General features: G+C 70.9%; 24 protein-coding genes and 2 tRNA genes. 7 read left to right on the top strand and 19 right to left on the bottom strand.

Going from position 1 to position 26,884, the window contains the following annotated elements:
- Positions 1 to 71 precede the first annotated feature (71 nt).
- On the bottom strand, positions 72 to 1,535 hold the full coding sequence (locus tag OHT61_RS21470; protein WP_329040448.1) for a catalase: 1,464 nt from the start codon (positions 1,533 to 1,535) through the stop codon (positions 72 to 74).
- 148 nt (positions 1,536 to 1,683) lie between these two features.
- Here OHT61_RS21470 and OHT61_RS21465 point away from each other — a divergent pair, with 148 nt between their 5' ends.
- Positions 1,684 to 2,103 (top strand): Fur family transcriptional regulator, encoded by a 420-nt coding sequence (locus tag OHT61_RS21465; protein WP_329040447.1) that lies wholly within the window; start codon positions 1,684 to 1,686, stop codon positions 2,101 to 2,103.
- 264 nt (positions 2,104 to 2,367) lie between these two features.
- Here OHT61_RS21465 and OHT61_RS21460 read toward each other — a convergent pair.
- The 4 genes from OHT61_RS21460 to OHT61_RS21445 all read right to left on the bottom strand — a co-directional run bounded on the left by OHT61_RS21460 (position 2,368) and on the right by OHT61_RS21445 (position 7,836).
- Positions 2,368 to 2,441, bottom strand: a tRNA-Met gene (locus OHT61_RS21460).
- A 95-nt stretch (positions 2,442 to 2,536) separates the two neighbouring features.
- Positions 2,537 to 4,585 carry a tetratricopeptide repeat protein gene (locus OHT61_RS21455; RefSeq protein ID WP_329040446.1) on the bottom strand — a complete coding sequence of 683 codons (2,049 nt, stop codon included), beginning with the start codon at positions 4,583 to 4,585 and terminating at the stop codon, positions 2,537 to 2,539.
- Between the two features lie 213 nt (positions 4,586 to 4,798).
- A tRNA-Met gene (locus OHT61_RS21450) sits at positions 4,799 to 4,872 on the bottom strand.
- A gap of 42 nt (positions 4,873 to 4,914) precedes the next feature.
- Positions 4,915 to 7,836: a UPF0182 family membrane protein gene (locus OHT61_RS21445; RefSeq protein WP_329043355.1), complete on the bottom strand. Its 2,922-nt coding sequence runs from the start codon at positions 7,834 to 7,836 to the stop codon at positions 4,915 to 4,917.
- A gap of 127 nt (positions 7,837 to 7,963) precedes the next feature.
- On the opposite strand from OHT61_RS21445, the gene OHT61_RS21440 reads away from it, so the two are divergent.
- Entirely contained in the window at positions 7,964 to 8,533 is a 570-nt protein-coding gene (locus OHT61_RS21440; protein WP_329040445.1) for a PPA1309 family protein, read from the top strand.
- 22 nt (positions 8,534 to 8,555) lie between these two features.
- Here OHT61_RS21440 and OHT61_RS21435 read toward each other — a convergent pair whose 3' ends face one another.
- From OHT61_RS21435 to OHT61_RS21420, 4 genes are all read right to left on the bottom strand, one after another.
- Entirely contained in the window at positions 8,556 to 9,674 is a 1,119-nt protein-coding gene (locus tag OHT61_RS21435; RefSeq protein ID WP_329040444.1) for a YlbL family protein, read from the bottom strand.
- Between the two features lie 170 nt (positions 9,675 to 9,844).
- Entirely contained in the window at positions 9,845 to 10,015 is a 171-nt protein-coding gene (locus OHT61_RS21430; protein WP_327114899.1) for a hypothetical protein, read from the bottom strand.
- A 127-nt stretch (positions 10,016 to 10,142) separates the two neighbouring features.
- Complete coding sequence (locus OHT61_RS21425; protein WP_329040443.1) at positions 10,143 to 10,604, bottom strand: molybdenum cofactor biosynthesis protein MoaE; 462 nt, start codon at positions 10,602 to 10,604, stop codon at positions 10,143 to 10,145.
- A gap of 144 nt (positions 10,605 to 10,748) precedes the next feature.
- Positions 10,749 to 11,891 carry an SDR family oxidoreductase gene (locus OHT61_RS21420; RefSeq protein ID WP_329040442.1) on the bottom strand — a complete coding sequence of 381 codons (1,143 nt, stop codon included), beginning with the start codon at positions 11,889 to 11,891 and terminating at the stop codon, positions 10,749 to 10,751.
- A 191-nt stretch (positions 11,892 to 12,082) separates the two neighbouring features.
- On the opposite strand from OHT61_RS21420, the gene OHT61_RS21415 reads away from it, so the two are divergent.
- Both OHT61_RS21415 and OHT61_RS21410 read left to right on the top strand, forming a co-directional pair.
- Positions 12,083 to 13,564, top strand: a complete 1,482-nt coding sequence (locus OHT61_RS21415; protein WP_329040440.1) for a zinc-dependent metalloprotease — start codon at positions 12,083 to 12,085, stop codon at positions 13,562 to 13,564.
- Entirely contained in the window at positions 13,561 to 14,109 is a 549-nt protein-coding gene (locus OHT61_RS21410; RefSeq protein ID WP_329040439.1) for an NUDIX hydrolase, read from the top strand. Before OHT61_RS21415 ends, OHT61_RS21410 begins: the two co-directional genes overlap by 4 nt.
- Before the next feature lie 80 nt (positions 14,110 to 14,189).
- On the opposite strand, the gene OHT61_RS21405 is transcribed toward OHT61_RS21410, so the two are convergent.
- The 4 genes from OHT61_RS21405 to OHT61_RS21390 all read right to left on the bottom strand — a co-directional run bounded on the left by OHT61_RS21405 (position 14,190) and on the right by OHT61_RS21390 (position 17,950).
- Positions 14,190 to 14,945, bottom strand: coding sequence for an AIM24 family protein (locus OHT61_RS21405; protein WP_329040438.1), 756 nt, complete (start codon positions 14,943 to 14,945; stop codon positions 14,190 to 14,192).
- A gap of 18 nt (positions 14,946 to 14,963) precedes the next feature.
- Positions 14,964 to 15,644, bottom strand: coding sequence for an AIM24 family protein (locus OHT61_RS21400; protein ID WP_329040437.1), 681 nt, complete (start codon positions 15,642 to 15,644; stop codon positions 14,964 to 14,966).
- Between the two features lie 11 nt (positions 15,645 to 15,655).
- Positions 15,656 to 17,221, bottom strand: a complete 1,566-nt coding sequence (locus tag OHT61_RS21395) for a TerD family protein (RefSeq protein ID WP_329040436.1) — start codon at positions 17,219 to 17,221, stop codon at positions 15,656 to 15,658.
- A gap of 105 nt (positions 17,222 to 17,326) precedes the next feature.
- Positions 17,327 to 17,950: a M48 metallopeptidase family protein gene (locus tag OHT61_RS21390; protein ID WP_329040435.1), complete on the bottom strand. Its 624-nt coding sequence runs from the start codon at positions 17,948 to 17,950 to the stop codon at positions 17,327 to 17,329.
- A 180-nt stretch (positions 17,951 to 18,130) separates the two neighbouring features.
- On the opposite strand from OHT61_RS21390, the gene OHT61_RS21385 reads away from it, so the two are divergent.
- Both OHT61_RS21385 and OHT61_RS21380 read left to right on the top strand, forming a co-directional pair.
- On the top strand, positions 18,131 to 19,276 hold the full coding sequence (locus OHT61_RS21385) for a ThiF family adenylyltransferase (RefSeq protein WP_329040434.1): 1,146 nt from the start codon (positions 18,131 to 18,133) through the stop codon (positions 19,274 to 19,276).
- Between the two features lie 61 nt (positions 19,277 to 19,337).
- Entirely contained in the window at positions 19,338 to 20,852 is a 1,515-nt protein-coding gene (locus OHT61_RS21380; protein WP_329040433.1) for an ABC1 kinase family protein, read from the top strand.
- Positions 20,853 to 21,372: 520 nt separating this feature from the next.
- Here OHT61_RS21380 and OHT61_RS21375 read toward each other — a convergent pair.
- The 5 genes from OHT61_RS21375 to OHT61_RS21355 all read right to left on the bottom strand — a co-directional run bounded on the left by OHT61_RS21375 (position 21,373) and on the right by OHT61_RS21355 (position 25,420).
- The gene (locus OHT61_RS21375; protein WP_443049501.1) at positions 21,373 to 21,651 is read right to left on the bottom strand and encodes a hypothetical protein; all 279 of its coding nucleotides are present in this window, start codon (positions 21,649 to 21,651) and stop codon (positions 21,373 to 21,375) included.
- A gap of 153 nt (positions 21,652 to 21,804) precedes the next feature.
- Positions 21,805 to 22,143, bottom strand: coding sequence for a hypothetical protein (locus tag OHT61_RS21370; protein ID WP_329043352.1), 339 nt, complete (start codon positions 22,141 to 22,143; stop codon positions 21,805 to 21,807).
- A gap of 17 nt (positions 22,144 to 22,160) precedes the next feature.
- Positions 22,161 to 22,529, bottom strand: a complete 369-nt coding sequence (locus tag OHT61_RS21365; RefSeq protein WP_329040431.1) for a WhiB family transcriptional regulator — start codon at positions 22,527 to 22,529, stop codon at positions 22,161 to 22,163.
- 171 nt (positions 22,530 to 22,700) lie between these two features.
- On the bottom strand, positions 22,701 to 23,024 hold the full coding sequence (locus tag OHT61_RS21360; RefSeq protein WP_329040430.1) for a hypothetical protein: 324 nt from the start codon (positions 23,022 to 23,024) through the stop codon (positions 22,701 to 22,703).
- Positions 23,025 to 23,191: 167 nt separating this feature from the next.
- On the bottom strand, positions 23,192 to 25,420 hold the full coding sequence (locus OHT61_RS21355; protein WP_329040428.1) for an ATP-dependent DNA helicase UvrD2: 2,229 nt from the start codon (positions 25,418 to 25,420) through the stop codon (positions 23,192 to 23,194).
- Between the two features lie 188 nt (positions 25,421 to 25,608).
- On the opposite strand from OHT61_RS21355, the gene OHT61_RS21350 reads away from it, so the two are divergent.
- The gene (locus OHT61_RS21350) at positions 25,609 to 25,851 is read left to right on the top strand and encodes a mycoredoxin (protein WP_037760267.1); all 243 of its coding nucleotides are present in this window, start codon (positions 25,609 to 25,611) and stop codon (positions 25,849 to 25,851) included.
- Positions 25,852 to 25,932: 81 nt separating this feature from the next.
- Here OHT61_RS21350 and nudC read toward each other — a convergent pair whose 3' ends face one another.
- Positions 25,933 to 26,880: an NAD(+) diphosphatase gene (nudC, locus tag OHT61_RS21345; RefSeq protein ID WP_329040427.1), complete on the bottom strand. Its 948-nt coding sequence runs from the start codon at positions 26,878 to 26,880 to the stop codon at positions 25,933 to 25,935.
- Positions 26,881 to 26,884: the final 4 nt, after the last annotated feature.

Below are 26,884 nucleotides of genomic sequence, written 5' to 3'. Positions count from 1 at the left end.
CAGGACACGGCAGCGGGCCGGATCCTCCCGCGCGGGAGGATCCGGCCCGCCACCGCCGGCGAGGCGTCCCGTCAGCCGCGCAGGGCCTGGACCGCGGCCTCCAGACGCTTGCCGAAGTCCCCGTCCGCCTGACGGAAGTTGTTGATCGCACGGTCGGCGATGTCGTCGCGCGAGACCTTGGCGATGAACCCGGCGAGGTTGTCGATCAGCCGGGTCTTCTCGTCGTCCGAGTACAGCCGGTACAGGTTGCCCGCCTGCACGAAGTCGTTGTCCTCGGAGTGGACCGGCGCCTCGTGGTTGCCCGTACCGCCGGTGACGGGCACGGGCTGCCAGAGCGGGCGGCCGGTCTGGGCCGGGCCGCCGAAGCTGTTCGGCTCGTAGTTCTTGGCACCCTTGTGGCGGCCGTCGTAGAGAAGGCCGTCACGGCTGTTGGTGCGCGCCTCGGTGGCGTGGGGACGGTTCACCGGCAGGTGGTCTGCGTTGATGCCGACGCGGTAGCGGTGGGCGTCGCCGTACGCGAAGAGCCGGCCCTGGAGCATCTTGTCCGGGGACGGGCCGATGCCGGGCACGAAGTGCGCCGGGCTGAAGATCGACTGCTCGACCTCGGCGAAGACGTTCTCCGGGTTGCGGTTGAGCTCCAGCGTGCCGATCTCGATCGGCGGGTAGTCCTCGTGCGGCCACACCTTGGTGAGGTCGAACGGATTGAACCGGTAGCCGGCGGCCTCGGCCGCGGGCATGATCTGGACCTGCACGGTCCAGCTCGGGAAGTCGCCCCGCTCGATGGACTCGCGGAGGTCGCGCTGGTGGCTGTCCGGGTCGACACCGGAGAGGCGGACGGCCTCCTCGGTGGTCAGGTTCCTGATGCCCTGGTCGGTCTTGAAATGGTATTTGACCCAGAAGACCTCGCCGGCCTCGTTGTTCCACTGGAAGGTGTGCGAGCCGTAGCCGTTCATGTGACGGTACGAGGCCGGGATGCCGCGGTCGCCGAACAGCCAGGTCACCTGGTGCGTGGACTCGGGCGAGAGGCCCCAGAAGTCCCAGACGTTGTCCGCCTCCTGCGAGCCGGTGTACGGGTCGCGCTTCTGGGTGTGGATGAAGTCGGGGAACTTGATGGCGTCCTTGATGAAGAACACCGGGGTGTTGTTGCCGACGAGGTCGTAGTTGCCCTCCTCGGTGTAGAACTTCAGCGCCCAGCCCCGGGGGTCGCGGGCCGCGTCGGCGGAGCCGAGGTTGCCCGCCACGGTGGAGAAGCGGAGGAACGTCTCGGTCTGCTTCCCGACCTCGGAGAGGAACTTCGCCCGGGTCCACCGCGAGACGTCACGGGTCAGCGTGAACGTGCCGTAGGCACCCGCGCCGCGCGCGTGGACGACGCGCTCCGGGATGCGCTCCCGGTTGAAGTGCGCGAGCTTCTCCAGGAGCGCCTGGTCCTGGACGAGGACCGGTCCGCCCGGGCCGGCGGTCTCGCTGTTCTGGTTGTCGGCCACCGGTGCCCCGGCCTCCGTGGTGAGCGGTCCCTGCGTCACGCGCGCCTCCATGAGTCTTTCCTGCGCACGATCCTGTCCGCGCAGCCTGTCCTGCCCCCAATACCGAAACCGATCCTACAATGGACTTTGTCCAAGTCAATCGGCAATCCAAAGTCAAACCCACTCGGGACTCCACCCCTCCCGCTGCTAGGCTGGCCCCATGAGTGACCTCCTGGAACGACTTCGTGGACGCGGCTGGCGCATGACGGCTCAGCGGCGCGTCGTGGCCGAGGTCCTCGAAGGGGACCACGTGCACCTGACGGCGGACGAGGTCCACGCGAGGGCCGTCACGGTGCTCCCGGAGATCTCCCGCGCCACCGTGTACAACACCCTGGGCGAGATGGTCTCCCTCGGTGAGGTCATCGAGGTCACCACCGACCGCCGGGCCAAGCGGTACGACCCGAACGCCCACCGCCCCCACCAGCACCTCGTGTGCGGGCACTGCGGCGCCATCCGTGACGTGCACCCGTCCGGCAACCCGATGGCGGATCTGCCGGCCGAGGAGCGTTTCGGCTTCACGATCTCGGACGTGGAAGTGACCTACCGGGGCGTCTGCCCGAACTGCGCCGCCACCGCCTGACACGCCGCCGGGGCGCCCGGGCCCGACCGGTCGCACCTGCCCGATCGCGCCCTGCCAGGTGCCCGGTCGCGCCCTGCACAGGCCGTGGTGCGCACCTCGCGGCACCTTCGGGGCACGTGCACACCTCCGTGCGACCCGGCGGGCGCATGACCCTTCACAGGCAGTTGGCGGGCGCCGCGACCACAGGCGGGCGCCGTGGCCCCTTTGCACGGGCGCATACGACAGAGGCCCGGATCCTTGAAGGATCCGGGCCTCTGTCTTCAGTAGCGGGGACAGGATTTGAACCTGCGACCTCTGGGTTATGAGCCCAGCGAGCTACCGAGCTGCTCCACCCCGCGTCGTTGTGAGTGCAACAGTACGGCACGCCCGCCGGACGGAGCAAATTCATTCGCCGGCCACCCGTGCGCGGCCCGGAGGTGCCCGCCGCGCTCCGTCACGCGGTGAGCTCCTGGTGCAGCGCCTCCAGCAGCCGCGCGGCCCGCTCGGCCACCTCGGCCGGCCCCAGCTCGACCGCGCGGGCACACCAGCGCTTCCCCTCGGTGAGCTCGCCCCGGCGTGCCGCCAGCAGTGCGAGACGCAGGGCTGCCCGGCCGTGCCCGTCGTTGGCGGCGCGGCTCCACCACAGGGCGGCCTCGCGCTCGCTGCCCTCACGGGCGAGCAGCAGGCCGAGGTTGAAGGCTCCGTTGCGGCTGCCGGACTCCGCGGCCTCGCGGTACCAGCGGGCGGCGCTCTCCATGTCCCCGCGTGCGGCCGCGAGCATCCCGGCGCGCACCTGGGCGCGGCGGTGCCCCTGCTCGGCCGCCCTCTCGTACCACTCCTCGCACTCGGTCTTCTCGGGCATCGGCTCCCCCAGCGCGGGAGGGCCCGGGGCGGGCTGGCGCAGGTCGAGCACCCCCCCCAGCCGGAAGGCGGCCTCGGCGCTGCCGCCGCCGGCCGCGCAGCGCAGGTGGCGCTCGGCCTCCTGCTCCTCACCGTCGCGCAGCAGGGCCATGCCCACCTGGAGCGCGGCGTCGGTGTGGCCGGCCGCCGCAGCCCGCTGGTACCAGCCGAAGGCCGCACGGTCCTCGTCGCGGCCCGCGTGCAGGATGCCGAGGTTGAACGCGGCGTCCACGCTGCCCGCTTCGGCGGCCTTGGAGAACCACGGCTCCGCCCCGCTCGCGTCACCGGCCTGGAGCAGCAGCACTGCCAGCGCGTTGGCCGCCTCGCGGTGGCCGGCGTAGGCGGCGCGGCGGTACCACTGCTCCGCCTGCGGGATCCGGTCCTGGGCGGCGCAGAGCAGACCGAGGTTGTAGGCGCCGTTGACGTCGCCCGCGTCCATGGCGGCCCGGTACCAGCGCTCGGCCGTCTGCTGCTCCCCGCGTGCCGCGTGCAGCGCGCCCAGCGCGTTGGCGGCGTTGCCGTCGCCGTCCTGCGCCGCACGCAGCCACCACACGGCCGCGCTCTCCTCGTCACCCGCGTCGCGCAGCAGGAAGCCGAGGGCGCACGCCGCCCGGGGCTCCCCCTGCTTCGCGGCGGTGAGATACCAGCGGCCCGCCTCCTTCAGCTCCCCGCGCTGTTCGAGGATGGCTCCCAGATGGAGGGCCGCCCGGCGGTGCCCCCGCGCGGCGGCCTGCCGGTACCACTGCTCGGCCTCGCCGACCCGGCCGGCGTCGGGGCCCGCGACGGGGCTGTCCCGCTTCGCCGCCGGACCCGCCACCGGCCGCTCCGACGGCACTCCCCCGCGCAGGACGCGTCCCGGACCCAGCGTGTCGTACGCGTCGCCGACGGCGTTGCGCTCGACCGCCCGCGCCAGCCGGTACGCGGCCTCCCGGTGGCCCTGCTCGGCGGCGGCGCGCAGCCAGCGTTCGGCACCGACGTCGCCGCGGTGCTCCAGCAGGTCGGCCAGCGCGTAGGCGCCCAGCGCGTGCCCCTGCTCGGCGGACTGGCGCAGCCAGTACTCGGCTCCGGGCTCGTCCCCGCGCTCGCGGAAGTGGCGCCCGAGGGCGTGCGCGGCGGCGGCAGAACCCGCCACGGCGGCGATGCGCCACCAGCCGGCCGCCTCGTCCGGGTAGCCGCGCTGATGGAGAAGGACCCCCAGATTGTTGGCCGCGGCCCGGTCGCCCTCCGCCGTGGCTGCGCGCAGGTAGGTCTCGGCGCCGTCCAGGTCGCCGCGGCGGAGCAGGAGAGCACCGAGCACGCTCATCGACCCGGCGTCACCGGACTCGGCGGCGCGGCGGTGCCGGGCCTCGGTCTCGTCGGAGTGGTCCGCCGTGTCGGTGGTGTCGGTGCTCGTGACGGCCGTGCCCGCGCCCTCGGTACCGAGGGTGGGTGCGCTCGGCTCGTCGATGTCCGCGGCGATGACGGCGGCCTCGCGCGCGCCCGGGGAAGGCTCGGCCACGGCAGCGACGAATGCCGCATCTGCCACGCTTTCCGCCGTCCGACCGCGTCGCTGCACAAACCGCCCTGTCTCCAACAGAGTTGCCCTGTCCCCCATAAATACCATCGTCGCACCACCTGTAACCCGCGTACACCTGGTATATCGCGGCCAGTGAGGTCACTTCAGCGTTTTGTCGACATGCCCACAGGGAGACAAGTGAAACACGTTCGGACCCAACTCGCGCTCAGCGAACCGCACTTCGCTCGCACAACTTTGGAGGGGGCCCACGGCATGACGAAGGCCCGGATCCCCAAAAGGATCCGGGCCTTCGTCATTCAGTAGCGGGGACAGGATTTGAACCTGCGACCTCTGGGTTATGAGCCCAGCGAGCTACCGAGCTGCTCCACCCCGCGTCGTTGTGTTCAAACCGTATCACGACACGGGGTGGTGCTTTCTCAGCTGCCCTGGTCAGCGCCCTCGCCGTCGGACCCGTCCGACGAATCGGCACCGCCGCCCTTGGGCTGGGCGGCCGCCGCCTTCTCTAGCGCGTCCTGGAGGTCGGCCTGGGCCTTGCCGTACGCGGTCCAGTCCTGCTTCTGCAGGGCCTCCTCGCCGGCCGTGTAGGCCTTCTGGGCGTCCGCGATGGCCTTCTTCAGCGCCGCGTCCCCGGTGGCCGGCGGCTCCGTGGTGTCACCCGGCGGCTCGGTGGGCTGCGACGGCGGGTTCGTCGTATCGGAACCCTCGACGCCGAAGACCGCGTTGAGCGCCTCCCCGAGACTGTTCTCGAAGACGATCTTCGACCCGTACGAGGCGGCCACCTTGCGCAGCAGCGGATAGTTCTGCGTGCCGCCGCGTGTGTACACCGGCTCGATGTAGAGGAAGCCCCCGTCCAGCGGCACGGTGAGCAGGTTGCCGTACTCGATGTCCGAGTCGGTGCCCTTGAGGTTCCTCACGAACTCGGCGACGTCGTCGTTGCCGTTGAGCTCGCTCTGCACCTGGCCGGGGCCCTTCACCGTGGTGGTGACTCTCAACAGCCTTATCGTGCCGTAGTCGTCACTGGCCGCGTCCGCGTCCACCGCCATGAACGCCCCCAGGTCGGGGCGCCCCTTCGGTGTGAAGGTCGTGGTCAGGGAGAACTTCTGGGTGTCCTGGCCCGGCATCCGCATGCTCAGGTAGTACGGCGGAACGGCCCCCGGCTCCTTGTTGGTGGGGTCGTCCGGCACCTGCCAGGCGTCGCTCCCGCTGTAGAACTGCGCGGGGTTCTGGACGTGGTAGCGCGTGAGCAGTTCCCGCTGGACCTTGAACAGGTCCTGCGGGTACCGCAGGTGGTCCATCAGGTCCTTCGGGATGTCGGCCCGCGGCTTCACCGTCCCCGGGAAGGCCTTGCGCCACGTCTTGAGCACCGGGTCCTCGGTGTCCCACTCGTAGAGCTTGACCTTGCCGTCGTAGGCGTCGACGGTGGCCTTCACCGAGTTGCGGATGTAGTTGACCTGGTTCTGCTGGGCGACGACCGCACGCTGGTTGGTGGTCAGCGAGTCGGCCGTGGTGTCGCCGAGCGTCGTACGCGAGGCGTACGGGTAGCCGTTGGTCGTGGTGTAGGCGTCGACGACCCACTGGATCCGGCCTCCGACGACCGCCGGATAGGCGTCCCCGTCGATCGTCAGCCAGGGCGCCACCGCTTCCACGCGCTCCTTGGGAGTGCGGTTGTACAGGATCCGCGAGCCCTCGCCGATGGCTCCCGAATACAGTATCTGCGGCTCGCTGAAGGAGACCGCGTAGGCGGCGCGGTTGAAGGCGTTGGAGAGACTGACCCCGCTGTCACCCTTGTAACTGGTGGTCTTCTCGCCGTCCTCCTCGTAGTCGAGCTCCTTCTGGGGCCCCCCGACGATGGAGTACTGGGCGGTCTTCTCGCCGTAGTAGATCCGCTGCTCGTACTTCGGCAGTTCACCGGTGGTCGGGAGGCCCGACTCGGTGAAGTCCGGGGAGCCCGCCGGGTTCGTGCCCGTCGTGGTGCCCCGCGCCGCGATGGCGCCGTAGCCGTGGGTGTACGTGAAGTGGTCGTTGATCCAGTTCCGCTTGGGGAGGCCTTCGAGGTTCAGCTCGCGCAGGCCGATGACGGTGTCCTGCTCCTTGCCGTCCTCGCCCTTGTACCGGTCCACGTCCAGGGTCTTGGGGAACTGGTAGTAGTTCCTCTTCTGCTGGAGCTGCTGGAAGGCCGGGGACACGACGTTGGGGTCCATCACCCGGTAACTGGCGGCCGCGTCGGCGTCGGCCCGGAGCTTCGGCCCGTCCGTCGTCGTGCTCTTGCCGGAGTAGTCGTCCACCTGCGCGTCGTCGATGTCGTAGGCGTCACGCGTGGCGTCGATGTTCTTCCGGATGAACGGCGCTTCCTTGGCCTGCTCGTTCGGCTGGACCTGGAACTTCTGCACGATCGCCGGGTAGAGCCCGCCGATCAGGATCGCGGAGAGCACCATCAGGCCGAAGCCGATCACCGGGAGCTGCCAGGTGCGCCGCCAGAGCGTCGCGAAGAACAGCACGGCGCAGATCACGGCGATGCAGAACAGGATGGTCTTCGCCGGCAGGTAGGCGTTGGCGTCGACGTACCGCAGACCCGTCCAGTTGTCCGTGGCCTTGAAGTCGCTGGACTTCACCGCCAGGCCGTACCGGTCGAGCCAGTAGGCCACGGCCTTCAGCGACACGAAGATGCCGAGCAGCACGGAGAGATGACCGGTGGCCGCCCCCGTGGCGCGCGCGCCGGGGCTGGTGACCCGCAGCCCGCCGTACAGGTAGTGGGTGAGGGCCGCCGCGATCAGCGACAGCACGACGGCCGCGAAGCCGAACCCGAGGAGGAAGCGGTACCACGGCAGGTCGAAGGCGTAGAAGGACACGTCCAGCTTGAACTGGGGGTCCTTCTGCCCGAAGGACACGCCGTTCACATACATCAGCCAGGTGCGCCACTGTCCCGAGGCCGAGGCCCCGGCGATCAGGCCGACCAGCGCGGTGACCGCGAGCAGCACCCACTTCTTGTACGGGGCGACACTCATCCGGTAGCGGTCGAGGCTCTGCTGCTCCATCGACATCGCGCTCAGCGGCGGCCGGAGCCGGTGCGCGAGCCAGATGTTCACACCGAGGGCCACGGCCATCAGCAGTCCGAAGACGAGGAACAGTCCGATCTTGGTCCACAGAGTGGTGGTGAAGACGGACGAATACGCGACCGACCTGTACCAGAGCCAGTCCGTCCAGAACCCGGCGAACATGACGAAGGCCATGGCGAGAACCGCCAGGACCCCCAGAGTCATGAGCAGGGTACGGACGCGCCGGGACGGGCGGCCGACTCTGATCCGTGGCCCGGTCGGGCCTCCGCCGCGGTCCGGCATCTGGAAAGCCAACGTGCGCACCTCGAAGTTCGCGGTCGTAAGAAGCGGGCCCCGCGATCGTAGAGCCCACCTATGCAACTTACTGAGGCTTTACCTAGTTCCCGTTCCCGGGACGGAAGGAGGCAGGATGTTGAGCATGCCCAACGTTTCCCCCTCAGGCCCCCCGATGGCCGCGAGTCCCCTGACCGTCGCCGTCCTCGAGATCGACGCCTACGCCGCGACGCTCGGCTGGGATCAGCCCGCCCGGCTGTTCGCCCTGGTCGACACCGCGCGGCTGCGCGCCCAGGAGCCGGGCCTCGCCGCCCAGCTCGGCCTCGACGACACCGCTTCGGCGCCCGCCACCCTCACCCCCGTCGAGCAGGAGGAGCTGCCCGACGGCACCGCCCTGGACGAGTTCCTCGCCACGATCGCCTGGCCCGACGCCGTGGTCGGCTGCGCCATGACCGTCGAGCGGCTGATGCTGCCGCCGTCCGCGGAGGCCTCCGTGCCGGACGGCCTCGGCGATGCCGAGCTCACCAAGTGGGTCGCCGGCCACCCCGACCGGCAGGAGGTGCGGATGACCGTCGCCGTGCTGCGTGACGGAGCCCGCGACTCCGCGGTCAGACTGCGCGAGAAGGACTCCGCGACCGAGGTCCTGACCGGCGCCGGCCTGGTGCCGGGACTGGCGGACGCGCTCGCGGCCACGTTCGAGTCCTGACGCCCCCGCGGGGGGGCCGGCCTCAGCCTGCCGAACAGCTCGGCAGGCCGGCCGTGTCCCCCGCGCTGATCTTGTCCAGCGACTTCTTGGCGTCGTCGAGGGTCTTCACCCGGACCAGGGTGAGTCCGCTCGGGGTGTCGGACGCCGCGGCCGAGCAGTTGTCGTCCGGCGTCAGGAAGTACCGCGCGCCGGCGTCGCGCGCGCCGACCAGCTTGAGCGCGATCCCGCCGATGGGCCCGACCTTGCCGCTGTCGTCGATCGTGCCCGTGCCGGCGATGAACTTGCCGCCTGTCAGCTGGCCCGGCGTGAGCTTGTCGACGATGCCCAGCGAGAACATCAGCCCGGCGCTCGGACCGCCGACGTCGGCGAGCTTGATGTCGACGTCGAAGGGGAAGGTGTGGTCCGTCCCCGCCTGGATGCCGACGATCGCCCGGTCCTCGCCCGAGGGGTCCGCGGGGTCCGCGGGGTCCGCGGGAGCCTTTCGCGTGGTGAGGGTCACATCGCGGGAGCCCTTGGGTTCCTTGCCCGCCTTCTCCGCCGCCACCGCCGCCTTGACGGGGATCACCGAGAAGACGACGTCCTGGCCGGGGCGGTGCTTCGTGACCAGCTTCGCGACGTCCTCGGGCTTCCCGACCGCCGTGCCGTCCACGGCCTTGATCACGTCGCCCGCGTGCAGCACGCCCTCGGCGGCGCTGTCCTTGACGACCGTGGAGACGACCACACGGGAGGTGACGGGGATCTTCAGTTCCTTCAGGGCGGCGACCTTGGCGCTCTCCTGGGACTGGCTGAACTCCTCGGCGTTCTCCTGGGTCGACTGCTCCTCGGTCTTGCCGTCCGGATAGAGCGTGTCGTGCGGCACGACCACGCTGTCGTGGGCCAGCCAGCCGTAGACGGCCTCGACGATGTTCATGTCGTAGTCCGCGCCGGTGACGCGCACGGTCGTCATGTTGAGGTTCCCGGACGTCGGGTAGGTCTTGTGGCCGGTGATGTGAAGCACCGGCTCGCCACGGGCGTCACCGAGCGTGTTCACCGTCGGCCCGGGCGACATCTCCGAGTACGGGACGGGAATCAGCACGCCTGCGCAGAGCAGCGCGATGAGGATCAGAGTCGAAGCGAGCATCGTCGCGGTGCGGCGTGGCATGGAACGACAGTACGGGAAGCGCCTGTAAGTGCACCGTCCGGGCCGGTCCGTACGGGGCCCGTCGACGTGGGGGCCCGGTGGAGCGGAAACCTGCCTGCGACCGCGCGCGGCACGGGCTCGCGCGTCGGGCGGACGGTGCGGAATCGGCGACTGCGTACGGTCGCCCCGCCTCAGACCGTCTCGGAACCGGAGCCGGACTTCTCCATCGCTTCACGGAACCTGGCGTAGCCGGCGAGTTCGGTGACGTCACCGGTCGTTCGATTGCGGGCTGCCCACCCTCCCCATATCGCCGCGCCGAGTGCGGCTATAAGCGGAATCAGCAGCCATGCGAGTGCAGCCATCACGACCTCCCTGCCCCATGAGCGACCGCAACTGACGATCAGAAGATTAACCACCTGCAGCACCAACGCTCGTGGCAGGGGGGTGGTTACGCAAATCGGGCCTGATGGCCTCCGGGACGGTTTGCGCTCAGCAGGCGCCGACCCATTCCTCGGTGCCGTCGGAGAAACGCTGGTGCTTCCAGATCGGGACCTCGTGCTTGAGGTCGTCGATCAGCTTGCGGCATGCCTCGAAGGCCTCACCCCGATGGGCGCAGGAGACCGCGACGACCACGGCCAGATCGCCGACGGCCAGTTCACCCACCCGGTGGACGGCGGCAAGGGCCCGTACCGGGAACTCCGCCACGACCTTCTCGGCCACCCGGCGGAGCGCCTCGCCGGCCGTCGGGTGGCAGGAGTATCCGAGCGAGCCGACGTCCTGTCCGTCGTCGTGGTTGCGCACCGTGCCGACGAACAGAGTCATGCCTCCGGCGGCGTCGTCCCCCACCGCACGGAAGACCTCGTCGACGGAGAGCGGCGTGTCACGGATGTCCAGAAGCCGGATCGGGTCCTGGGCCGCCTGCTCGCCGGGGTGATCGTGATTGCGTGCCATGGGGCCATCGTGCCGCACGGCACCGGCATCCCGGAATAGCGCTTTCGACCTGCGGCGCGCCGGGCGGCTTGGAGCCTCCTACCAGCGCCGGACGACGGGGCCGCCCCAGCCGCCCGCCGGGGTGGGGCGACGGCCCGTCCGCTTCTAGAAACGGCGGCGGGCCTTGCGGGCACGCCTGACCAGGGCCGCCGTGCCGAGCAGGGCCACCGTGGCCCCGGCGGCACCCGCCGCGGTGGCGTCCTTGCGGCCGAGCCGGCGGCCGGCGAGCGTGTGACGGCCCTCGACCTCTTCGAGCAGCGCCCCCAGGACCTCCTCGTTGGTCCACCGGGGACGCCATCCCACATCGTGGAGACGGCTCACGCTGACGACCCAGGGGTGCATGGTGTACGCGAGATCGCCCGCAGGGGACGGGGTGAGACCGATCCGGTGCAGCCGTGCGGCGGCGCCGAGGGCGACGGCGGAGGGCAGCTCCATGCGGCGCACTCCGGAGAGCTCCTCCACCTCCTCCTGTTCGAGCCAGCCGTCGCAGCCGACCGCGAACTCTCCGTCGATCTTCTCGAGCGCGGCGTACTCCAGGGCGCTCACCAGGTCGTCCACGTGGCAGAACTGCCAGGCGGGGCGCGACCCGGCGACGACCAGCAGCCTCGGGGACTCGAAGTACCGGGTGAGCGCCGTGTCCGTACCTCCGACGAGCACGGTGGGACGCACCACCGTGACGTTGAGCCCGGGGTGGGCGCGCGGGGCACGGCGGCCCAGCCTCTCGATCTCCAGCAGGTCGCCGACGCCGGTGGCCTCCGCCGTGGCGCGCAGCTCGGCGTCCTCGGAGAGCGGGATGTCGTTGTCGGGCAGGGCGCCGTAGACCATGGCCGACGTGCACAGCACGACCCGGTGGACGCCCACGGCCGCCGCCGCCGTCAGCACGGTCTGGGTACCGCGCACGTTGTACGCGGTACGGGCGGCGGCGTCGGTCTCCAGGTCGAGATCGACCGCCATGTGCACGACGACGTCGGCGCCCCGCAGCTTCTCGGCGATCGCCGGGTCCCGCACGTCCAGGATGTGCCAGGTGGCCTCGGAGACGTCTCCTCGGCGCTCGTCTATGGCGATGACCTGCTTGATCTCGTCGGATGCGGCGAGGTGGGCGGTGAGCAGGGCGCCCACTCCGGTCGCGGCGCCGGTGACGGCGACGACCGGACCACGGCTTCGGGAATTCTTTTTCGTGGGCTTGCTCTCGGTCGAGGGGTCGGCCAGGTTTCGCGCTGCGCGAACCTGCGGATCTGGGGAACTCACCGGGCGTCTCCAGCGGTTGTCTTCAGTACGTACCCGAATGACGCGTGCGTACCAGGTGGCGTCCATCCTGCCGCAGGCCGGGAGCCGGCGGAGCACTGAGGCCCCGAGCGGCCTTCGGTGTCTACGCTGGATGGTGATGTCGGGCAGTCGCCGTCGGTTCGAGCCGGCGGCCCTACGAGCCGAGGAAACCCGTGAGTGACACCCCATTCGGATTCGGCCTTCCGCCGGAGGAGCCGGAAGACGGCGACGAGGGCAAGAAGAAGGACCCCACCGGTGGTGGGCAGGGCCCGGGCGGGCCGGCGAACCCGTTCGGCTTCGGGCCGGGCGCGGGCGGCGACAACCCCTTCGCCGCGATGTTCGGCTCGATGAACCCGAACGACCTGGGTGCGGCCTTCCAGCAGCTCGGCCAGATGCTGAGCTACGAGGGTGGCCCGGTCAACTGGGACATGGCCAAGCAGATCGCGCGGCAGACCGTGTCCCAGGGCACCGCCGACGGCAGCAAGGACGCCAGTGTCGGCCCCGCGGAGCGTTCCTCGGTCGACGAGGCACTCCGCCTCGCCGACCTCTGGCTGGACGGCGTGACCTCCCTGCCGTCGGGCTCCGTCTCGACGGTGGCGTGGAGCCGCGCCGAGTGGGTCGAGGCCTCGCTCCCCGCCTGGCAGCAGCTGGTGGACCCGGTCGCCGAGCGCGTCGGTCTGGCCATGGGCGATGTCCTCCCCGAGGAGATGCAGGCCATGGCGGGCCCGCTCATCGGCATGATGCGGTCGATGGGCGGCGCCATGTTCGGTCAGCAGATCGGGCAGGCCGTGGGCGTGCTCGCGGGCGAGGTCGTGGGTTCCACGGACATCGGCCTGCCACTGGCACCGGCGGGCAAGGCGGCGCTCCTGCCGCTGAACGTCGAGCGGTTCGGCAAGGACCTGAGCGTGCCGCAGGACGAGGTCAGGCTGTACCTCGCGCTGCGTGAGGCGGCCCACCAGCGGCTCTTCGCCCACGTGCCGTGGCTGCGCTCGCACCTGTTCGGCGCGGTGGAGGCTTACGCACGCGGGATCAAGGTCGACACCAGCAAGCTCGAGGACGTCGTCGGCCAGTTCGACCCGTCGCAGCCGGAGCAGTTGCAGGACGCGCTGCAGCAGGGCATGTTCCAGCCCGAGGACACCCCGGAGCAGAAGGCGTCGCTGGCTCGCCTGGAGACCGCCCTCGCGCTCGTCGAGGGCTGGGTGGACGCGGTGGTGCACGAAGCGGCGAAGTCCCGGCTGACCTCGGCCGACGCGCTGCGCGAGACCATGCGCAGGCGCCGGGCCTCCGGCGGCCCCGCCGAGCAGACCTTCGCCACGCTCATCGGACTCCAGCTGCGCCCGCGCAGGCTGCGTGACGCCTCGCGGCTGTGGGCCTCGCTCACGGACGCCCGCGGTGTCGACGGCCGCGACGGCCTGTGGGGCCACCCGGACATGCTGCCCACCGCCTCGGACCTGGACGACCCGGACGGTTTCGTCCACCACGAGCAGCTGGACTTCTCCGAGCTGGACAAGATGCTCGGAGAGGCGGCGAAGGGCCCCCGGAAGCCCTCCGCCGAGGACGAGGCGAAGGACCGGGCCGAGGGCGATGACGGCGCCGGGGACGGCCCGGCGGACGACAGCCGGGACGACGAGGGCAAGGACGGCACGGACCGGTGACGCTGCACGACGACGCGGTACTCGCGGTCAAGGGCTACGACGACGGCGGGGACGCACCCCAGGCACACCTGCGCCAGGCGTATCTGGACCATCTCGCCGGACACCCCGACGGCATGTGGAAGGCGTGCGGCGCCGGCCACCTGACGGCGAGCGCCCTGGTGATCGACCCGGAGCGCGGCCGGGTCCTGCTGACCCTGCACAAGAAGCTCCGGATGTGGCTGCAGATGGGCGGGCACTGCGAGCCACAGGACACCACCCTGCGGGCCGCCGCCCTGCGGGAGGCGACGGAGGAGTCGGGGATCACCGGGCTCACCCTGCTCCCCGGCGGACCCGTCCGTCTCGACCGGCACCCCATTCCGGCGCCCTGCAACTGGCACCTGGACGTGCAGTACGCCGCGATCGCGTCCGCCGGCGCGACGGAGCGGATCAGCGAGGAGTCCCTGGACCTTCGCTGGTTCCCGTACGCCGAGGTGGCGGCGGTCGCGGACGCCTCGGTCGTGCTGCTGTTGGAGAGCACCCGGGCGCGGCTGGCGCAGGCCGGCTGAAAGGCCGTACCGGCGCAGCGGTGAGGGCGGTCTCCGGTGGAGACCGCCCTCACCCCTGTGCGCCACGTGGGCGCGGGCGCTCAGTTCCAGGCGTTGTTCTGGTTCTGGCCGCGCGCACCGTGCTGGCCCACACCGAACTGGGCGGCCGCGCCCTGTCCGATCTGGGTGTTCTGCGGGGGCAGCACCTCGCTCGGCTGGACGAGCGCGAAGCCCTGCCCCAGGAAGCTCAGCTCCCAGCCCTCGCCGGTGTTGCCCCGACGCCGCATGACACCCGAGGAGTGGGTCTGGGCCTGCATCTGCACCCGGAGCCCGCTCGACCAGGCGACGATCGCGTCGGCGTCGGCGTTGACGTACTTGTCCGGCGTCACCTGCATCATCAGCGGCTGGCCCGAGGTCATGAGCGCGACCTTGCCGTTCCCCGAGATGTTCAGCTGGTACTTGCCGGTGCCGGAGATCCCGTACTGGCTGTCCACCGCGATGACCTCGGTGTGCAGCGACGAGTCCAGGGCGAGGACGTAGGCGCTGTCGACCGTCATGCCCTCGTGGTCCACGTCGACCACGTGGATGTACTGGGCGAGGTTGGCCAGGTAGACCGTGCCCTGGCCCGAGCAGCGCATCAGGTCGAGGCCCTCGCCCGTGTTCCTGCGGGCGCGGCGCTGGCCCTGCGACTGGTACTCGCCGTCGAACTCCATGAGGCCCTGGTAGGCGACCATGGCGCCCTTACGGGCGAGGACGTCGTCGTGGCCGGTCAGCGAGACCCGCAGGAGCTGCGGGTTCTGGACCGTGTACCGGTCCTGGGACTGCTGTTCCGTGTGACTGAAAAGCGGACTCTGCATGATGTGTTCTCCCCCCGCTCAGTTCCGGACCCGCAGGCGGTCGGTGCTGTCCTCGCTCGGCTGGACGACGACGATGCCCTGGCCGGAGAAGGCCATCTGGTAGGCCTCCCCGCTGCCCCGCCCGATGAGCGAGCCCGCCTTGAAGCTGCGCTTGCCCTTCACCTTGAGGTTCGGGGACCACGCGACGAGGGCGTCGGGGTCGACGTACGTCTCGTCCTCGCCCCTGCCGCAGTCGACGACGATCGGCGTGCCGCGCGACGTGATGGCGACCCATCCGGTGCCCTGGATCCCGACGTTCCACAGCCCCTGGCCGGCGAACTTCGCCAGTCCCTTGACCCGCTCCACGCCCCAGGTGAGGTGGCCGTCGAAGGCGAGGAGGTTGGTGCCGTTGACCGACAGCGCATCGTTGTTCAGGTTGATGACGACCACGTCGGCGCCGTAGTCGGCGAGGTAGAGCAGCCCGTCTCCCGAGCACTTCATGAGCGGGGTGCCCTCGCCGGTGATCCACTGCGAGGCGATCTGGCGGACGGCGGGCGGATTGGGCTCGTACTGGATGAAGCCCTCGTAGGCCACCATCGAACCGGTGCGCGCGTAGAGGTCCTGGCCGGTGGCCATGGCCACCTTGAGCATCGCTCGGCCGTGGTTCTCCATCCGGGCCGTGACGGGTGTCGGGGCGAAGCCCGCGAGTTGCTGGTTCATGACGGGCTCCCTCAGACCTCGTAGGGCTGGACGACGATGAAGTTCCCGGGGGCTCCCCGGAACTGGAGGTTCACGGTCTCCCCGCTGTGTCCCGGGTACGCGTTGCGGCGCAGCCGGACCTGGCTGGAGAGGATCACCTGCGACGCGGACGACCAGGCCACCACGGCGTTGGCGTCGGCGAAGGTGGTGGGGGTGACCGGCAGGACGACCGGGACGCCGTGCGTCTTGACGACGACGGTCCCCGAACCCTGGAACTGCATGGTGAACAGGGCCCCGCCGGGGATCCCGTGGCCCTCGATCCTGCGGACCTCGTACTGCAGGGTCTCGTCGAAGGCGAGGACGCTCTCGGCGGAGACGCAGATGCCGTCGCCCTGGAGCTCGATGGGATGCAGGTGCGCGCCCTCCTCGGCCAGGAAGACCTGGCCGCGGCCGGTGCAGCGCATGAGCTGCATCTCCTGGCCCGTCGCGTTGCCGACCATGCGCCCCGCGAAGCCGGCGCCCTTGTAACCGAAGTCGACCTTGCCCTGGTACATCACCATGCTGCCCTGCCGGGCCAGCACGGGCGTGCCGCCCATGGTGAGGTCGACGCGCATCAGCTGCTGGTTCTGCGAGGTCCAGCGCTGCCCGGTCGCCGTCTCCTTGTAGGGCTGCAGGGCTGCCTGCAGCCCCGCACCTCCCTGCGGAACACCCTGGGGCACGCCCTGCGGCACGCCTGGGGGCTGCTGGCCGAACGGCTGTTGCTGTCCGAAGGGCGGGGCGGCGGACGGCTGCTGGCCGTACGGCGGCGTGCCCTGGCCCGGTACCTGCCCGAACTGCGGCTGCTGAGGCGGCTGTCCGTACGGGGCGGGCGCCGGCGGGGCCGGGGCCATGGGGGCCGCGATCGTCGGTGCGGCATGGATGGGCTGCTGCGGCGCGGGAGCCGGAGCGCCGAAAACCGGTGCGGGCGCGGCCGGAGGGGCCGCCGGGGCACCGAACGCCGGAGGCGCGGTGGCCTGGGCGGGCGGGGCGAAGCCCGGAACCGCCTGGGCCGGGGCGGCCGCGGGCTCCTCCTCGGCGACCTCCCCGCCGAAGTTCTTCAGCAGGGCGTCGAGTCCGCCGTCGAAACCCTGGCCGACGGCGGCGAACCGCCAGACGTCCTTCAGGTAGAAGTCACCGAGCATCACCGCCCGTTCGGTGGTGAACTCCGACCCGGTGAAGGCGTACTTCACCACTTCCTCGCCGCCCGCGACGATCCGGATGTACCCCGGACCGACCTGGGACATCTGCCCGGCGCCGTCGATCGTGGCGGTGAAGGACAGCTTGTGGATGTTCGCCGGAATACGGTCGAGGGTGACGCGGAACGACTCGGTGTCACCGGCCTGGGCGCCCAGAAGCTGAATGGACTCCTCAGGCGATTTCGGCTGGTTGAAGAAGATGAAATAACGGTCGTCCGAGAGCTGCTCATTGGCGTCCAGACCGAAGCAGCTGATGTCGAACGTCAGGCCGGGACCGGCGACCTGTACGCCGACGTACAGATCCGTCCCTGACGTGAGATCACTGACCTTGGCCTTGTGGCCGCGCTGAAATTCCCTGGCCATGCGTAACGACCGTCCCCCATCCCGAAGGTGATTGCGTCGCGTCAGGCTATCCGCAAACGACGACATCGAGCCAAGCCGGTACAGATCCGGTACAGAATCGGCAACTCACTGCTCGCGCGCGGCGGGCAGGTGCGGAAGCCGCTCCGCCGCCGCGACCCCTTCGAGGTAACCGCGTGCGCGCTCGGTGCGGGGGTAGCTCTCCAGCAGCCGCCAGAAGCGCGGCCCGTGGCCGGGAACCAGCAGGTGGGCGAGCTCGTGGAGGAGGACGTAGTCGACCACGTACTCCGGCATGCCCTGCAGCCGGTGCGAGAGGCGGATGCTGCCCTCGGCCGGCGTGCAGGAGCCCCAGCGGGTGTTCTGGTTGGTCACCCACCGGACGGACGCGGGCCGGGCCCGGCCCCCCAGGTACTGGTCGGACAGCCGCTCCGCGCGCTCGGCGAGCGCACCGTCCCCGATGACGCGCTTGTTCTCCTGCGCGGCGAGCTTGTCCAGCATCACCCCGACCCAGCGCTGCTCCTCGGCCTCCGACATGCGGGCCGGGATGAGGACGATGGTGCGGCCCCCCTCGCGGTAGGCGGAGACCGTCCTGCTGCGCCGGGCGCTCCTGCGGACCTCGACATCGCTCATCACGGGTGGGCGGGGCGGCTGGGCGGCTGCGCTGCGCTGATGGCGTCCGGCGCTGCGCGCGGGGGTCTCCCCGGCGAGGCCGGGTGAGGAGTCGGCGGACACGCCACGACGTTACCCGCTGGCGGTGGGGGAAGTCCCGCGTCACGGACCGTCCGGCATTGATCCACTTCTCGGCTTGCACCATTTGAACGACTAATGCCCGGGCCTGTGGACAACTTTCCGCCCGTTTCGCCGCCAGGTTGCATTCTGGCAACGGATCTCGACATCGAACGGGGAGAAGTCATGCATCCGATGCTGAAGCCCGCACTCCGGCGCGCCTGGCGCGGACGGAACACCGTGCAATTCGGTGTGACGCCCGCGCATGCGGTGACTCTGGGTCCGATGGATATCGCCACGGGAAGTTTTCTGGAACTCCTTGACGGAACACGCGGACTGCCGCTTCTCCGTGAAGAGGCCAGAGCGCTGGATCTGTCGGACCGTCATGTGGACATTCTCGTTTCACGCCTCGCGGAAGCCGGACTGCTCGACGATCCCGGTGCGGGCGGCGCGGAAGCCGAGGCGCTGCGCCGGCGGGCCGAGACCCTGGAGCGGCAACGCCCGGACGCCGCGTCGCTCTCCGTCGTGCACCCGGCTCCGGGCGGCGGGCTGCGCACCCTGGCCGCACGACGCTCGATGCGCGTGCAGGTGCGGGGCGCCGGAAGGGTGGGGGCGATGATCGCGGCGGTCCTCTCCTCATCCGGTGTCGGCAGGGTCGATGTGCTCGACGGAGGCCGCACGGAGCCCTCGGACGTCGCACCCGGAGGGCTCCCGGCGGAATCGGTGGGAGAGCGGCGCGACACGGCGGCCCGGCAGCTCGTGCGCCGGTCCGCGGTGGGGAGGCCTCCCCGGTCGGACGGCCCGGGTGGATCCCCGGCGGGAGGCGAGCCCGCGCTCTCCCTGATCGTGGTGGCCCCCAGGGACGGCCTCGCGGTCCACGCTCCCGACCCGGACATCGCCGCACCCTGGATCGCCTCGGGAACACCGCACCTGTACGCGGGTGTGGTGGAGGCCACAGGGGTGGTCGGTCCGCTGGTGCTCCCCGGTGGCACGGGCTGTGCGGGCTGTCTGGCGCTGCACCGGGCGGAGCGGGATCCCCAGTGGCCCCGGATGCTCGCGCAGTGGAGGTCGGGACGGCGCACGGCGGTGCAGGCGTGCGATCTCGGACTGGCCACCGCCGTGTCCGGACTCGCAGCGGCCCATGCGCTGTCCTTCCTCGACGGAGAGCTGCCGGCGAGCACGGGCACGCGGTGGGAGGCCGCCATGCCCATGCTGGACTGGCGATCGGCTCGGCTCGGCCCCCACCTCGACTGCGCCTGCGGTGCTGCCGGGCACACTGAGGGGGAGCTCACCTCCGCGACCGGCTCCCCGCAGGACACAATGGCCGGGTGACGCAGCCGACGGAGCGGGCCCAGGATCCACGCGGCACGACAGTCACGAACTGGAGGGGCACATGTCTGATCTTCCGAGGAAGGCCGTCACCCGTACCGCGAAGCTGGCTGCTCTGCCGCTGGGCTTCGCCGGCCGTGCCACCTGGGGTCTGGGCAAGCGGATCGGCGGCAAGTCCGCGGAGATCGTGGCGCGGGAGGTCCAGCAGCGCACGGCGGACCAGCTGTTCAAGGTCCTGGGCGAGCTGAAGGGCGGTGCGATGAAGCTCGGTCAGGCGCTGTCCGTCTTCGAGTCCGCCCTTCCGGAGGACATCGCCGGCCCCTACCGCGCGGCGCTCACCAAGCTGCAGGAGGCCGCCCCTCCCATGCCGACCAGCACCGTCCACAAGGTGCTGGCGGAGAGCCTGGGCGAGGACTGGCCGGACCTCTTCGAGGAGTTCGACGATCAGCCCTCCGCAGCGGCGTCGATCGGTCAGGTCCACCGTGCGGTGTGGCACGACGGGCGTGCCGTCGCCGTGAAGGTGCAGTACCCGGGAGCCGGAGAGGCGCTGCTCTCCGACCTCACACAGCTCAGCCGCTTCGCACGGCTGCTCGGCCCGCTGGTCCCCGGCATGGACATCAAGCCCCTCATCACCGAGCTCCGCGACCGGGTCTCGGAGGAGCTGAACTACGAGCTGGAGGCCGCGGCCCAGCAGCGGCACGCCGCGGAGTTCGCCGGCGACCCGGACGTGGTGATCCCCGGAGTGGTGCACCAGTCGGAACAGGTCCTGGTGACCGAGTGGATCGAGGGCATCCCGCTGTCGGAGATCATCGCCGACGGCACGCAGGAGCAGCGGGACAGGGCGGGGCAGCTGCTGGCGCGCTTCCTGTTCTCCGGGCCTGCCCGCACCGGCCTGCTGCACGCCGATCCCCACCCGGGGAACTTCCGGCTGCTTCCCCCGGCGGACACCGGCGGCCCGGACACCGGCGGCCCGGACACCGACAGCTCTGACACCGGCGGCCCAGGGACCGTCGACGAGGACACCGCGGAAAAGGCGGCCGCCGGGCTCGGCGTGGACTCCGGCCGATGGCGCCTGGGGGTTCTGGACTTCGGCACGGTCGACCGGCTGCCGGGCGGTCTGCCGCGCGCCATCGGAGATGCGCTGCGGATGACGCTGGACGGCGACGCCGAAGGCGTCTACGCCTCGCTCCGTGAGGACGGATTCGTCCGGGACTCGATCGAGCTGGAACCCGACGCGGTCCTCGATTACCTGCTCCCGATCATCGAGCCGGCGCAGGTGGACGAATTCACCTTCTCCCGTTCCTGGTTGCGCAGCCAGGCCGGGCGGATCGCGGATCCTCGCTCCCCCGCACATCAGTTGGGGAAGCAGCTGAACCTCCCGCCGTCGTATCTGCTGATACACCGGGTCACGCTCAGCACGATCGGGGTGCTGTGCCAACTGGGCGCGACCGTCCGGCTTCGGGACGAACTGGAGTCCTGGCTGCCCGGGTTCGTCCTGGACGCGGAAGTCGACGGGGCGTACCTCGAGGACGAGGATGCTCCGGCCGCAGCCGAGGAGTCCGCACCGGTCGACGCTTAGGGGCCTTCGTCCGCATCAGGCTGGTTCAGGAAGCGGACGAGGTCCGGCACCTGTGGGTGCGCGCGCATGGCTGCCCACCCGGGGCCGGCATGCACCTGCCCACTCGGGTCAGCGCGCCGCCCCCGCGGGCGAACTGGCCGGCACCCTGAACCGGCCGGCCACGGTGAGCGGACGTGTCGGGCCGAGCGGCAGGACGCCGATGAACAGACAGGGCGGGCAGGCCCGGTGAGCGGACCGCGCGCGTGAATCGCAGGAACCACGAACAGCCCGCTCGGTGAGCGGACGTGTCGGGCGCGGCGGCCGAGGTGGGGCGGGCCGGCCTGCGGTGCTCCGGACGTTCGGAGCACCGCAGGCCGGCGGTCCGACACCAAGCAGGTCCGAAGGTCCGGCAGCCGGCCGACGCCGATGGGCCCCCCTCCCGCAGCGATGCAACGAAGCGGGGCAAACAAGCGGGGAGGGGAGGCGGGAAGGCCCGCCGAGCATGACGCAGGGGCGACACGGCCCCCGCCCCCGCCGTTACTCACCACAGGCCGGAGTCGAGCCGGCCCTCGACGGCCCGGATGTGGGTACGCGCGCAGGCTTCGCAGAAGTACCGCCGCCTGCCGTTCTCCACGGAACAGAGCCAGGTGGCGGGCGGGCTGCCGCCGCCGGCCGAGGTGCCGCAGAGGGCGCACGTCACGGGGGTCGCGCCCGGACCATCAGGGCCCTTGGGATCCACTCCGTCCTCGGGCTCCACTCCGTCCTCGGGCTCCACTCCGTCTTGCGTCTCCCCACCGTCCTCGGTGGTCTCCTCGTCCACATCGCGACGGTAACGCCGTCTCGAAGTGGACGCACGGCGTAAACGAACCGCGGGGCCGGTCCCGATCGGACCGGCCCCGCGGATGGGGAGGGCGGCTGCCCGGGCGAGCGGTTGCCCGGGCGGCCTTGGTTCTCTGCGCCGCTGGTGAAGCCGTCAGTGCATGACTGCCATGGCGAGCGCACGGCGGGCGCGCATCGAGGCGCGCTCCGCACGGCGCTGCATCCGCCGGGCGGTGACCAGGCGCTCGGCCCGGCGACCTTGCTCGGCTTCCCTGAGGCGCTCGTGCATATGCGCACGAGCCAGGGCTTCTGGGATGAGTTGCATTTCGCGGGTCCTGTTCTGACGCGAGTCGTTCGCGCCGGTGATGGTGACGTCCGGGGTGGCGGAGCCGACGGGCTCCCTCGTGGGGGTGATCATTGGTGCCTGATTTCGGGGGTCATGAGTCTGGGGACGGTCGATGGTGCCGATGCGCTTCGTTCGTGCGGGGGACATGACCCCCAGGCCGGCGGTCACGCTGCGACCGGGTTCTTGCGCGGACGGCCACGCGGACGCTTGCGGGCGACGACGACGCCCTGGATGAAGAGCTCGCCACCCCAGACCCCCCACGGCTCGCGGCGCTCCTTGGCACCGGCGAGGCAGGCCTCGACGAGCGGACAGGTCCGGCAGAGGGACTTGGCGTACTCGACGTCCGCCGGGGACTCGGCGAAGAAGACCTCGGGGTCGTAGGAACGGCAGGGGACGGGTACGCCGAGGTTCTCGATGGCGTCGTCGAGCGCGGTGAGCGCGGTGAGGGGGATCAAGGTGGAGTCCTCCGTGGAGCCGGGCGGGGCGATCGTGTCGGAAGGCGGTACGGACGGGGCGTGCGTCTCGAGTTGCACGGTGGTGTTGTCCTCGTCTGGTCTGCCGGCCTGTTGGCCGGTGGGTGGCGGGTACCAGGTCCTGCTAGTCCCGAGGCTCCTTCGTGTCGTCTCGTCCGTTCGGACAAAACAAAAAGGCCGCGGATCCCGAGTGGGGTTCCGCGGCCCTGAAGGCGCCGGCCTGATTCCGGATCAGGCTGGATCGCTCCAGGGTTCAGGCCCACGGAAGGCCCACATCGTGTGGTGCTGTGTCGTCTGCTTCTTGGCTCCCGCACCGGCTGCCGCAAAGGCATAGGCCGGGGCCTGTGCCTTCACTACTGCTGCTTCCGGTGCCTGGGTCGGTCGCTCATTGCGCTCCCGCACGGGCAGGCTCGCCAGGAACAGCGGGCTGCCGGCGGCGATACCGGACGCACCGGTGCCACGAAGCGAGAGCTCCGAGGAGCGGGAGAGGCCGAGCGCGCAGGTGGAGACGACCGACGGATCGGTCATTTCGATGGTGTTGATGATGCTGATCACGACAATCGCCTCCTCTCGGCGTCTCAAGGGACCGGCCGGGGCCGATCCTGCGGTATTCGGATAAGTACAGCACGGATTCAGGGCTTCAGAGAAGACGCTGTTCCCGTGGACAAGAACCTATGGTGACGACTGGTGCCCGCGCAAACTATTTTCTCGACGAGTTTTCCTCACACATCGCCGTCACCGTCACCCGGTGCCGGATCCAGCGTCTGACCTGCGCAGATGGCCAGCACATCGGCTCCGAACCTGGCGAGCTTCCGGTTCCCGACCCCGGGGATGACGACGAGTTCCGTCTCGTCCACCGGGACGGCCTCGGCGATCGCCATCAGTGTCTTGTCGGTGAAGACGCAGAAGGCGGGCTGGCTGATCTCCTTCGCCCGCTCCGCGCGCCACTCGCGCAGGCGCCCGAACAGCGCCTCGTCCATGTCCGAAGGACAGTCCTCGCAGCGCATCAGCTTCATCTCGCCGGCCTCGGTGAGTGTCCTGCCGCAGACCCGGCACCGCACGGGCCCACGGCGCCGCGCCTTGGCATCCCGGCCGGAGCCGTCCGCACTCCTGCCCGCACCGGTGCCGGTCCCCCGGTCGATGCCGCCGCCACCCCCGGCGCCCGCCCACGGGCCGGCCGCCGACGATCCGGGACGAAGCCCGTTCAGGAAGCGGGTCGGCCTGCGTCCGGCCCGGCCGCCGGGCGACCGGGACACGGCCCACGACAGGGACAGGTGGAAGCGGGCACGGGTGACACCGACGTACAGGAGGCGGCGCTCCTCCTCGACCTGCTCGTCCGTCTTGGCGTAGGCGATCGGCATCATGCCCTCGGTCAGCCCGACGACGAACGCCGCGTCCCATTCGAGGCCCTTGGCCGAGTGCAGCGACGCGAGGGTGACGCCCTGGACCGTCGGCGCGTGCTGGGCGGCGGCCCGCTCGTCGAGCTCCGCCACCAGGTCGGAGAGCGTCGCCCCCGGCCTGGCCTGCTCGAAGTCCTCGGCCAGCCGGACGAGTGCGGCGAGCGACTCCCAGCGGTCGCGCACCGCACCGGATCCGGCGGGCGGCTTCGAGGTCCACCCCTTGGTGGAGAGGACCGCCCGCACCTCGGACGGCAGATCGTCGGCACCGTCGAGAAGCGAGTCGTTGCCCCCCGCGCGGGCGGCGCCGCGCAGTGCGACGCCCGCCTCCCGCACCTCGGGGCGGTCGAAGAAGCGCTCGGCACCCCGCAGCTGGTAGGGGACGCCCGCGTCCGCCAGGGCCTGTTCGTAGACCTCGGACTGGGAGTTGACCCGGTACAGCACGGCGATCTCTCCGGCGGGGACACCGGCGGCGATCAGGTCGCGGATCCGGCGGGCGGTGCCTTCAGCCTCGGCGGGCTCGTCCGTGTACTCCGTGTAGACGGGCTCGGGGCCCTTGTCCCGCTGTGAGACGAGCTCCAGGCGGTGCTCGGCCGCCTTGCCGCGGGCCTGCGACAGCAGGCCGTTGGCCAGCTGCACGACCTGCGGTGTGGAACGGTAGTCCCGCACCAGCTTGACGACGGTCGCGTTCGGGTGGCGGGTGCGGAAGTTCAGCAGGTGGTCGGGGGTGGCCCCGGTGAAGGAGTAGATCGTCTGGCCGGCGTCGCCGACGACGCAGAGGTCGTCCCGGTCGCCGAGCCAGAGGTCGAGGAGCCGCTGCTGGAGCGGGCTGACGTCCTGGTACTCGTCGACGACGAAGTGCTGGTACTGGCGGCGCACGTGCTCGGCGATGTCGTGCCGGTCCTGCAGGATGCCCACGGTCAGCAGCAGCACGTCCTCGAAGTCGATCACCGACCGGTCGCGCTTCAGCTGCTCGTACATCGCGTAGATCTGCGAGAGCTCGGCCGGGTCGCGCGGGGCGTCGCGCTGGGTCTTGGCCACGGCGGCCGGATAGTCGGCCGGTACGGTCTGGGTGACCTTGGCCCACTCGATCTCGCTCGTGGCGTCCCGCAGCTCGTTGCGGTCGAGCCGGATCCCGCAGCGGGCGGCAGCCTCGGAGACCAGCTGGACCTTGCGCTCCACGAGACGCGGGAGCTCACCACCGACGGCTTTCGGCCAGAAGTACTGGAGCTGGCGCAGGGCGGCGGAGTGGAAGGTCCGGGCCTGGACACCGGTCGCGCCGAGCTGCCGGAGCCGGCCGCGCATCTCACCGGCCGCACGGTTGGTGAAGGTGACGGCGAGCACGGTCGTCGGCTGGAGGATCCCGGCGCGCACCCCGTAGGCGATGCGATGGGTGATCGCCCTCGTCTTGCCCGTGCCCGCTCCGGCCAGCACGCACACCGGTCCGCTCAGGGCGAGCGCGACCTCGCGCTGCTCGGGGTCGAGACCGTCGAGCACGGCGTCCGCGGAGTCGGGGACCCGCGGGAAGAGGGTGGAGTGCGTTGCTGCTGTCACCCCGCCATGCTGCCAGGTCCCCGGGAGGCGGTGCGGCGGTCGTCCACAGGGCACGCCATTCGTCGTACCGGGCGGACGGGGGCGGGAATGGCCGTGGGGCCGGGTGCGTTGCCAGGATGCGGGAAGACGCGTCAGTGTCCTTGCCCGCCTTCCCAGTGAGACGTACGAGACAAGGGAGCACCGACGACATGTCCGGCACTGTGACGATGTACAGCACCACCTGGTGCGGCTACTGCCGCCGGCTCAAGGGCCAGATGGACCGCGAGGGAATCGCGTACACCGAGGTCAACATCGAGCAGGACCCGGAGTCGGCGGCTTTCGTCGAGAAGGCGAACGGCGGAAACCAGACGGTCCCGACCGTGCTCTTCCCGGACGGTTCGACCCTGACGAACCCGTCGCTGGCCCAGGTCAAGCAGAAGATCGGCGCCTGATCGGGGAGATCCCGACCGACGGAGGGCCCCCGCCTCGGCGGGGGCCCTCCGTCGTCCGCGGCCGGCCCGCGAAAGGGCCCGTCAGGCGGAGTTGCCCGGGCGGGGAAGCGGCTTGCCGTACCAGAGCTCGATGAGGCGAGCGGCGATGGAGACCCCGTACGGGGGCAGCACCTCGCCGGAGTCGAACGCCGCGGTCAGCTCCTCGCGCGAGAACCAGCGGGCCTCCTCGATCTCCTCCCCGTCCACGGTGATCTCGGACGAGGTGGCACGCGCCATGAAGCCGAGCATCAGGCTGGACGGGAAGGGCCACGGCTGGCTGGCGACGTACTCGACCTCGCCGACGGTCACCCCCGCCTCCTCGAACACCTCACGGGCCACGGAGTGCTCGATCGACTCACCCGGTTCGACGAAGCCGGCGAGCGTCGAGAAACGCCCCTCCGGCCAGTGCACCTGGCGCCCCAGGAGAGCGCGGTCCTGGTCGTCGGTCACCAGCATGATCACCGCGGGGTCGGTCCGCGGGTAGTGCTCCGCGCCGCAGGCGGGGCAGCGGCGGATGTGACCGGCGGCGGCGATCACGGTGCGCTCGCCGCAGCGCGAGCAGAAGCGGTGCAGCCGCTGCCAGTTCTCCAGTGCCACGGCGTGCACCATCAGCCCGGCGTCGCGGGGGCCGAGGAGCAGACCGGCCTCACGCAGCCCGGCAGGACGTGCTGACTGGTCCATGCGGCCCGGCAGCGAGTCCTTCTGAAGTGCGAAGTACCGCACGCCCTCCTCGTCGGTGCCCAGGAAGTAGCGGTGGGTCTCCGTGACCGGCGCCTCGAAGGCGGGTGTCATGACGAGCTCGGTGCCGCCGTCCGCGGTGTCGTCGATGAGTGCCTGGCCCCCCGAGACGACGAAGACTCTGGTCGTCGGGTGGCTCCAGGCCGCGGCGAGCCAGGCCTCGTCGAGCCGGTGGTGCGCTGCACGGTCGATGCCGCTGGGCGCGGTGAGACCGATCGGGCGGTCTGCGGTGGCGTTGTCGAAGGTGCTCACAGGT

This window comes from Streptomyces sp. NBC_00178 (assembly GCF_036206005.1).
Classification (GTDB): Bacteria; Actinomycetota; Actinomycetes; order Streptomycetales; family Streptomycetaceae; genus Streptomyces.
This window is presented reverse-complemented; position numbering and strand designations above follow the sequence as displayed.

Coding starts and splice junctions, on each gene's coding strand:
- OHT61_RS21470 (WP_329040448.1), bottom strand. CDS start 1,535: ATGGAGGCGCGCGTGACGCAGGGACCGCTCACCACGGAGGCCGGGGCA.
- OHT61_RS21465 (WP_329040447.1), top strand. CDS start 1,684: ATGAGTGACCTCCTGGAACGACTTCGTGGACGCGGCTGGCGCATGACG.
- OHT61_RS21455 (WP_329040446.1), bottom strand. CDS start 4,585: ATGGTATTTATGGGGGACAGGGCAACTCTGTTGGAGACAGGGCGGTTT.
- OHT61_RS21445 (WP_329043355.1), bottom strand. CDS start 7,836: ATGCCGGACCGCGGCGGAGGCCCGACCGGGCCACGGATCAGAGTCGGC.
- OHT61_RS21440 (WP_329040445.1), top strand. CDS start 7,964: ATGTTGAGCATGCCCAACGTTTCCCCCTCAGGCCCCCCGATGGCCGCG.
- OHT61_RS21435 (WP_329040444.1), bottom strand. CDS start 9,674: ATGCCACGCCGCACCGCGACGATGCTCGCTTCGACTCTGATCCTCATC.
- OHT61_RS21430 (WP_327114899.1), bottom strand. CDS start 10,015: ATGGCTGCACTCGCATGGCTGCTGATTCCGCTTATAGCCGCACTCGGC.
- OHT61_RS21425 (WP_329040443.1), bottom strand. CDS start 10,604: ATGGCACGCAATCACGATCACCCCGGCGAGCAGGCGGCCCAGGACCCG.
- OHT61_RS21405 (WP_329040438.1), bottom strand. CDS start 14,945: ATGCAGAGTCCGCTTTTCAGTCACACGGAACAGCAGTCCCAGGACCGG.
- OHT61_RS21400 (WP_329040437.1), bottom strand. CDS start 15,644: ATGAACCAGCAACTCGCGGGCTTCGCCCCGACACCCGTCACGGCCCGG.
- OHT61_RS21395 (WP_329040436.1), bottom strand. CDS start 17,221: ATGGCCAGGGAATTTCAGCGCGGCCACAAGGCCAAGGTCAGTGATCTC.
- OHT61_RS21385 (WP_329040434.1), top strand. CDS start 18,131: ATGCATCCGATGCTGAAGCCCGCACTCCGGCGCGCCTGGCGCGGACGG.
- OHT61_RS21380 (WP_329040433.1), top strand. CDS start 19,338: ATGTCTGATCTTCCGAGGAAGGCCGTCACCCGTACCGCGAAGCTGGCT.
- OHT61_RS21370 (WP_329043352.1), bottom strand. CDS start 22,143: ATGTCCCCCGCACGAACGAAGCGCATCGGCACCATCGACCGTCCCCAG.
- OHT61_RS21350 (WP_037760267.1), top strand. CDS start 25,609: ATGTCCGGCACTGTGACGATGTACAGCACCACCTGGTGCGGCTACTGC.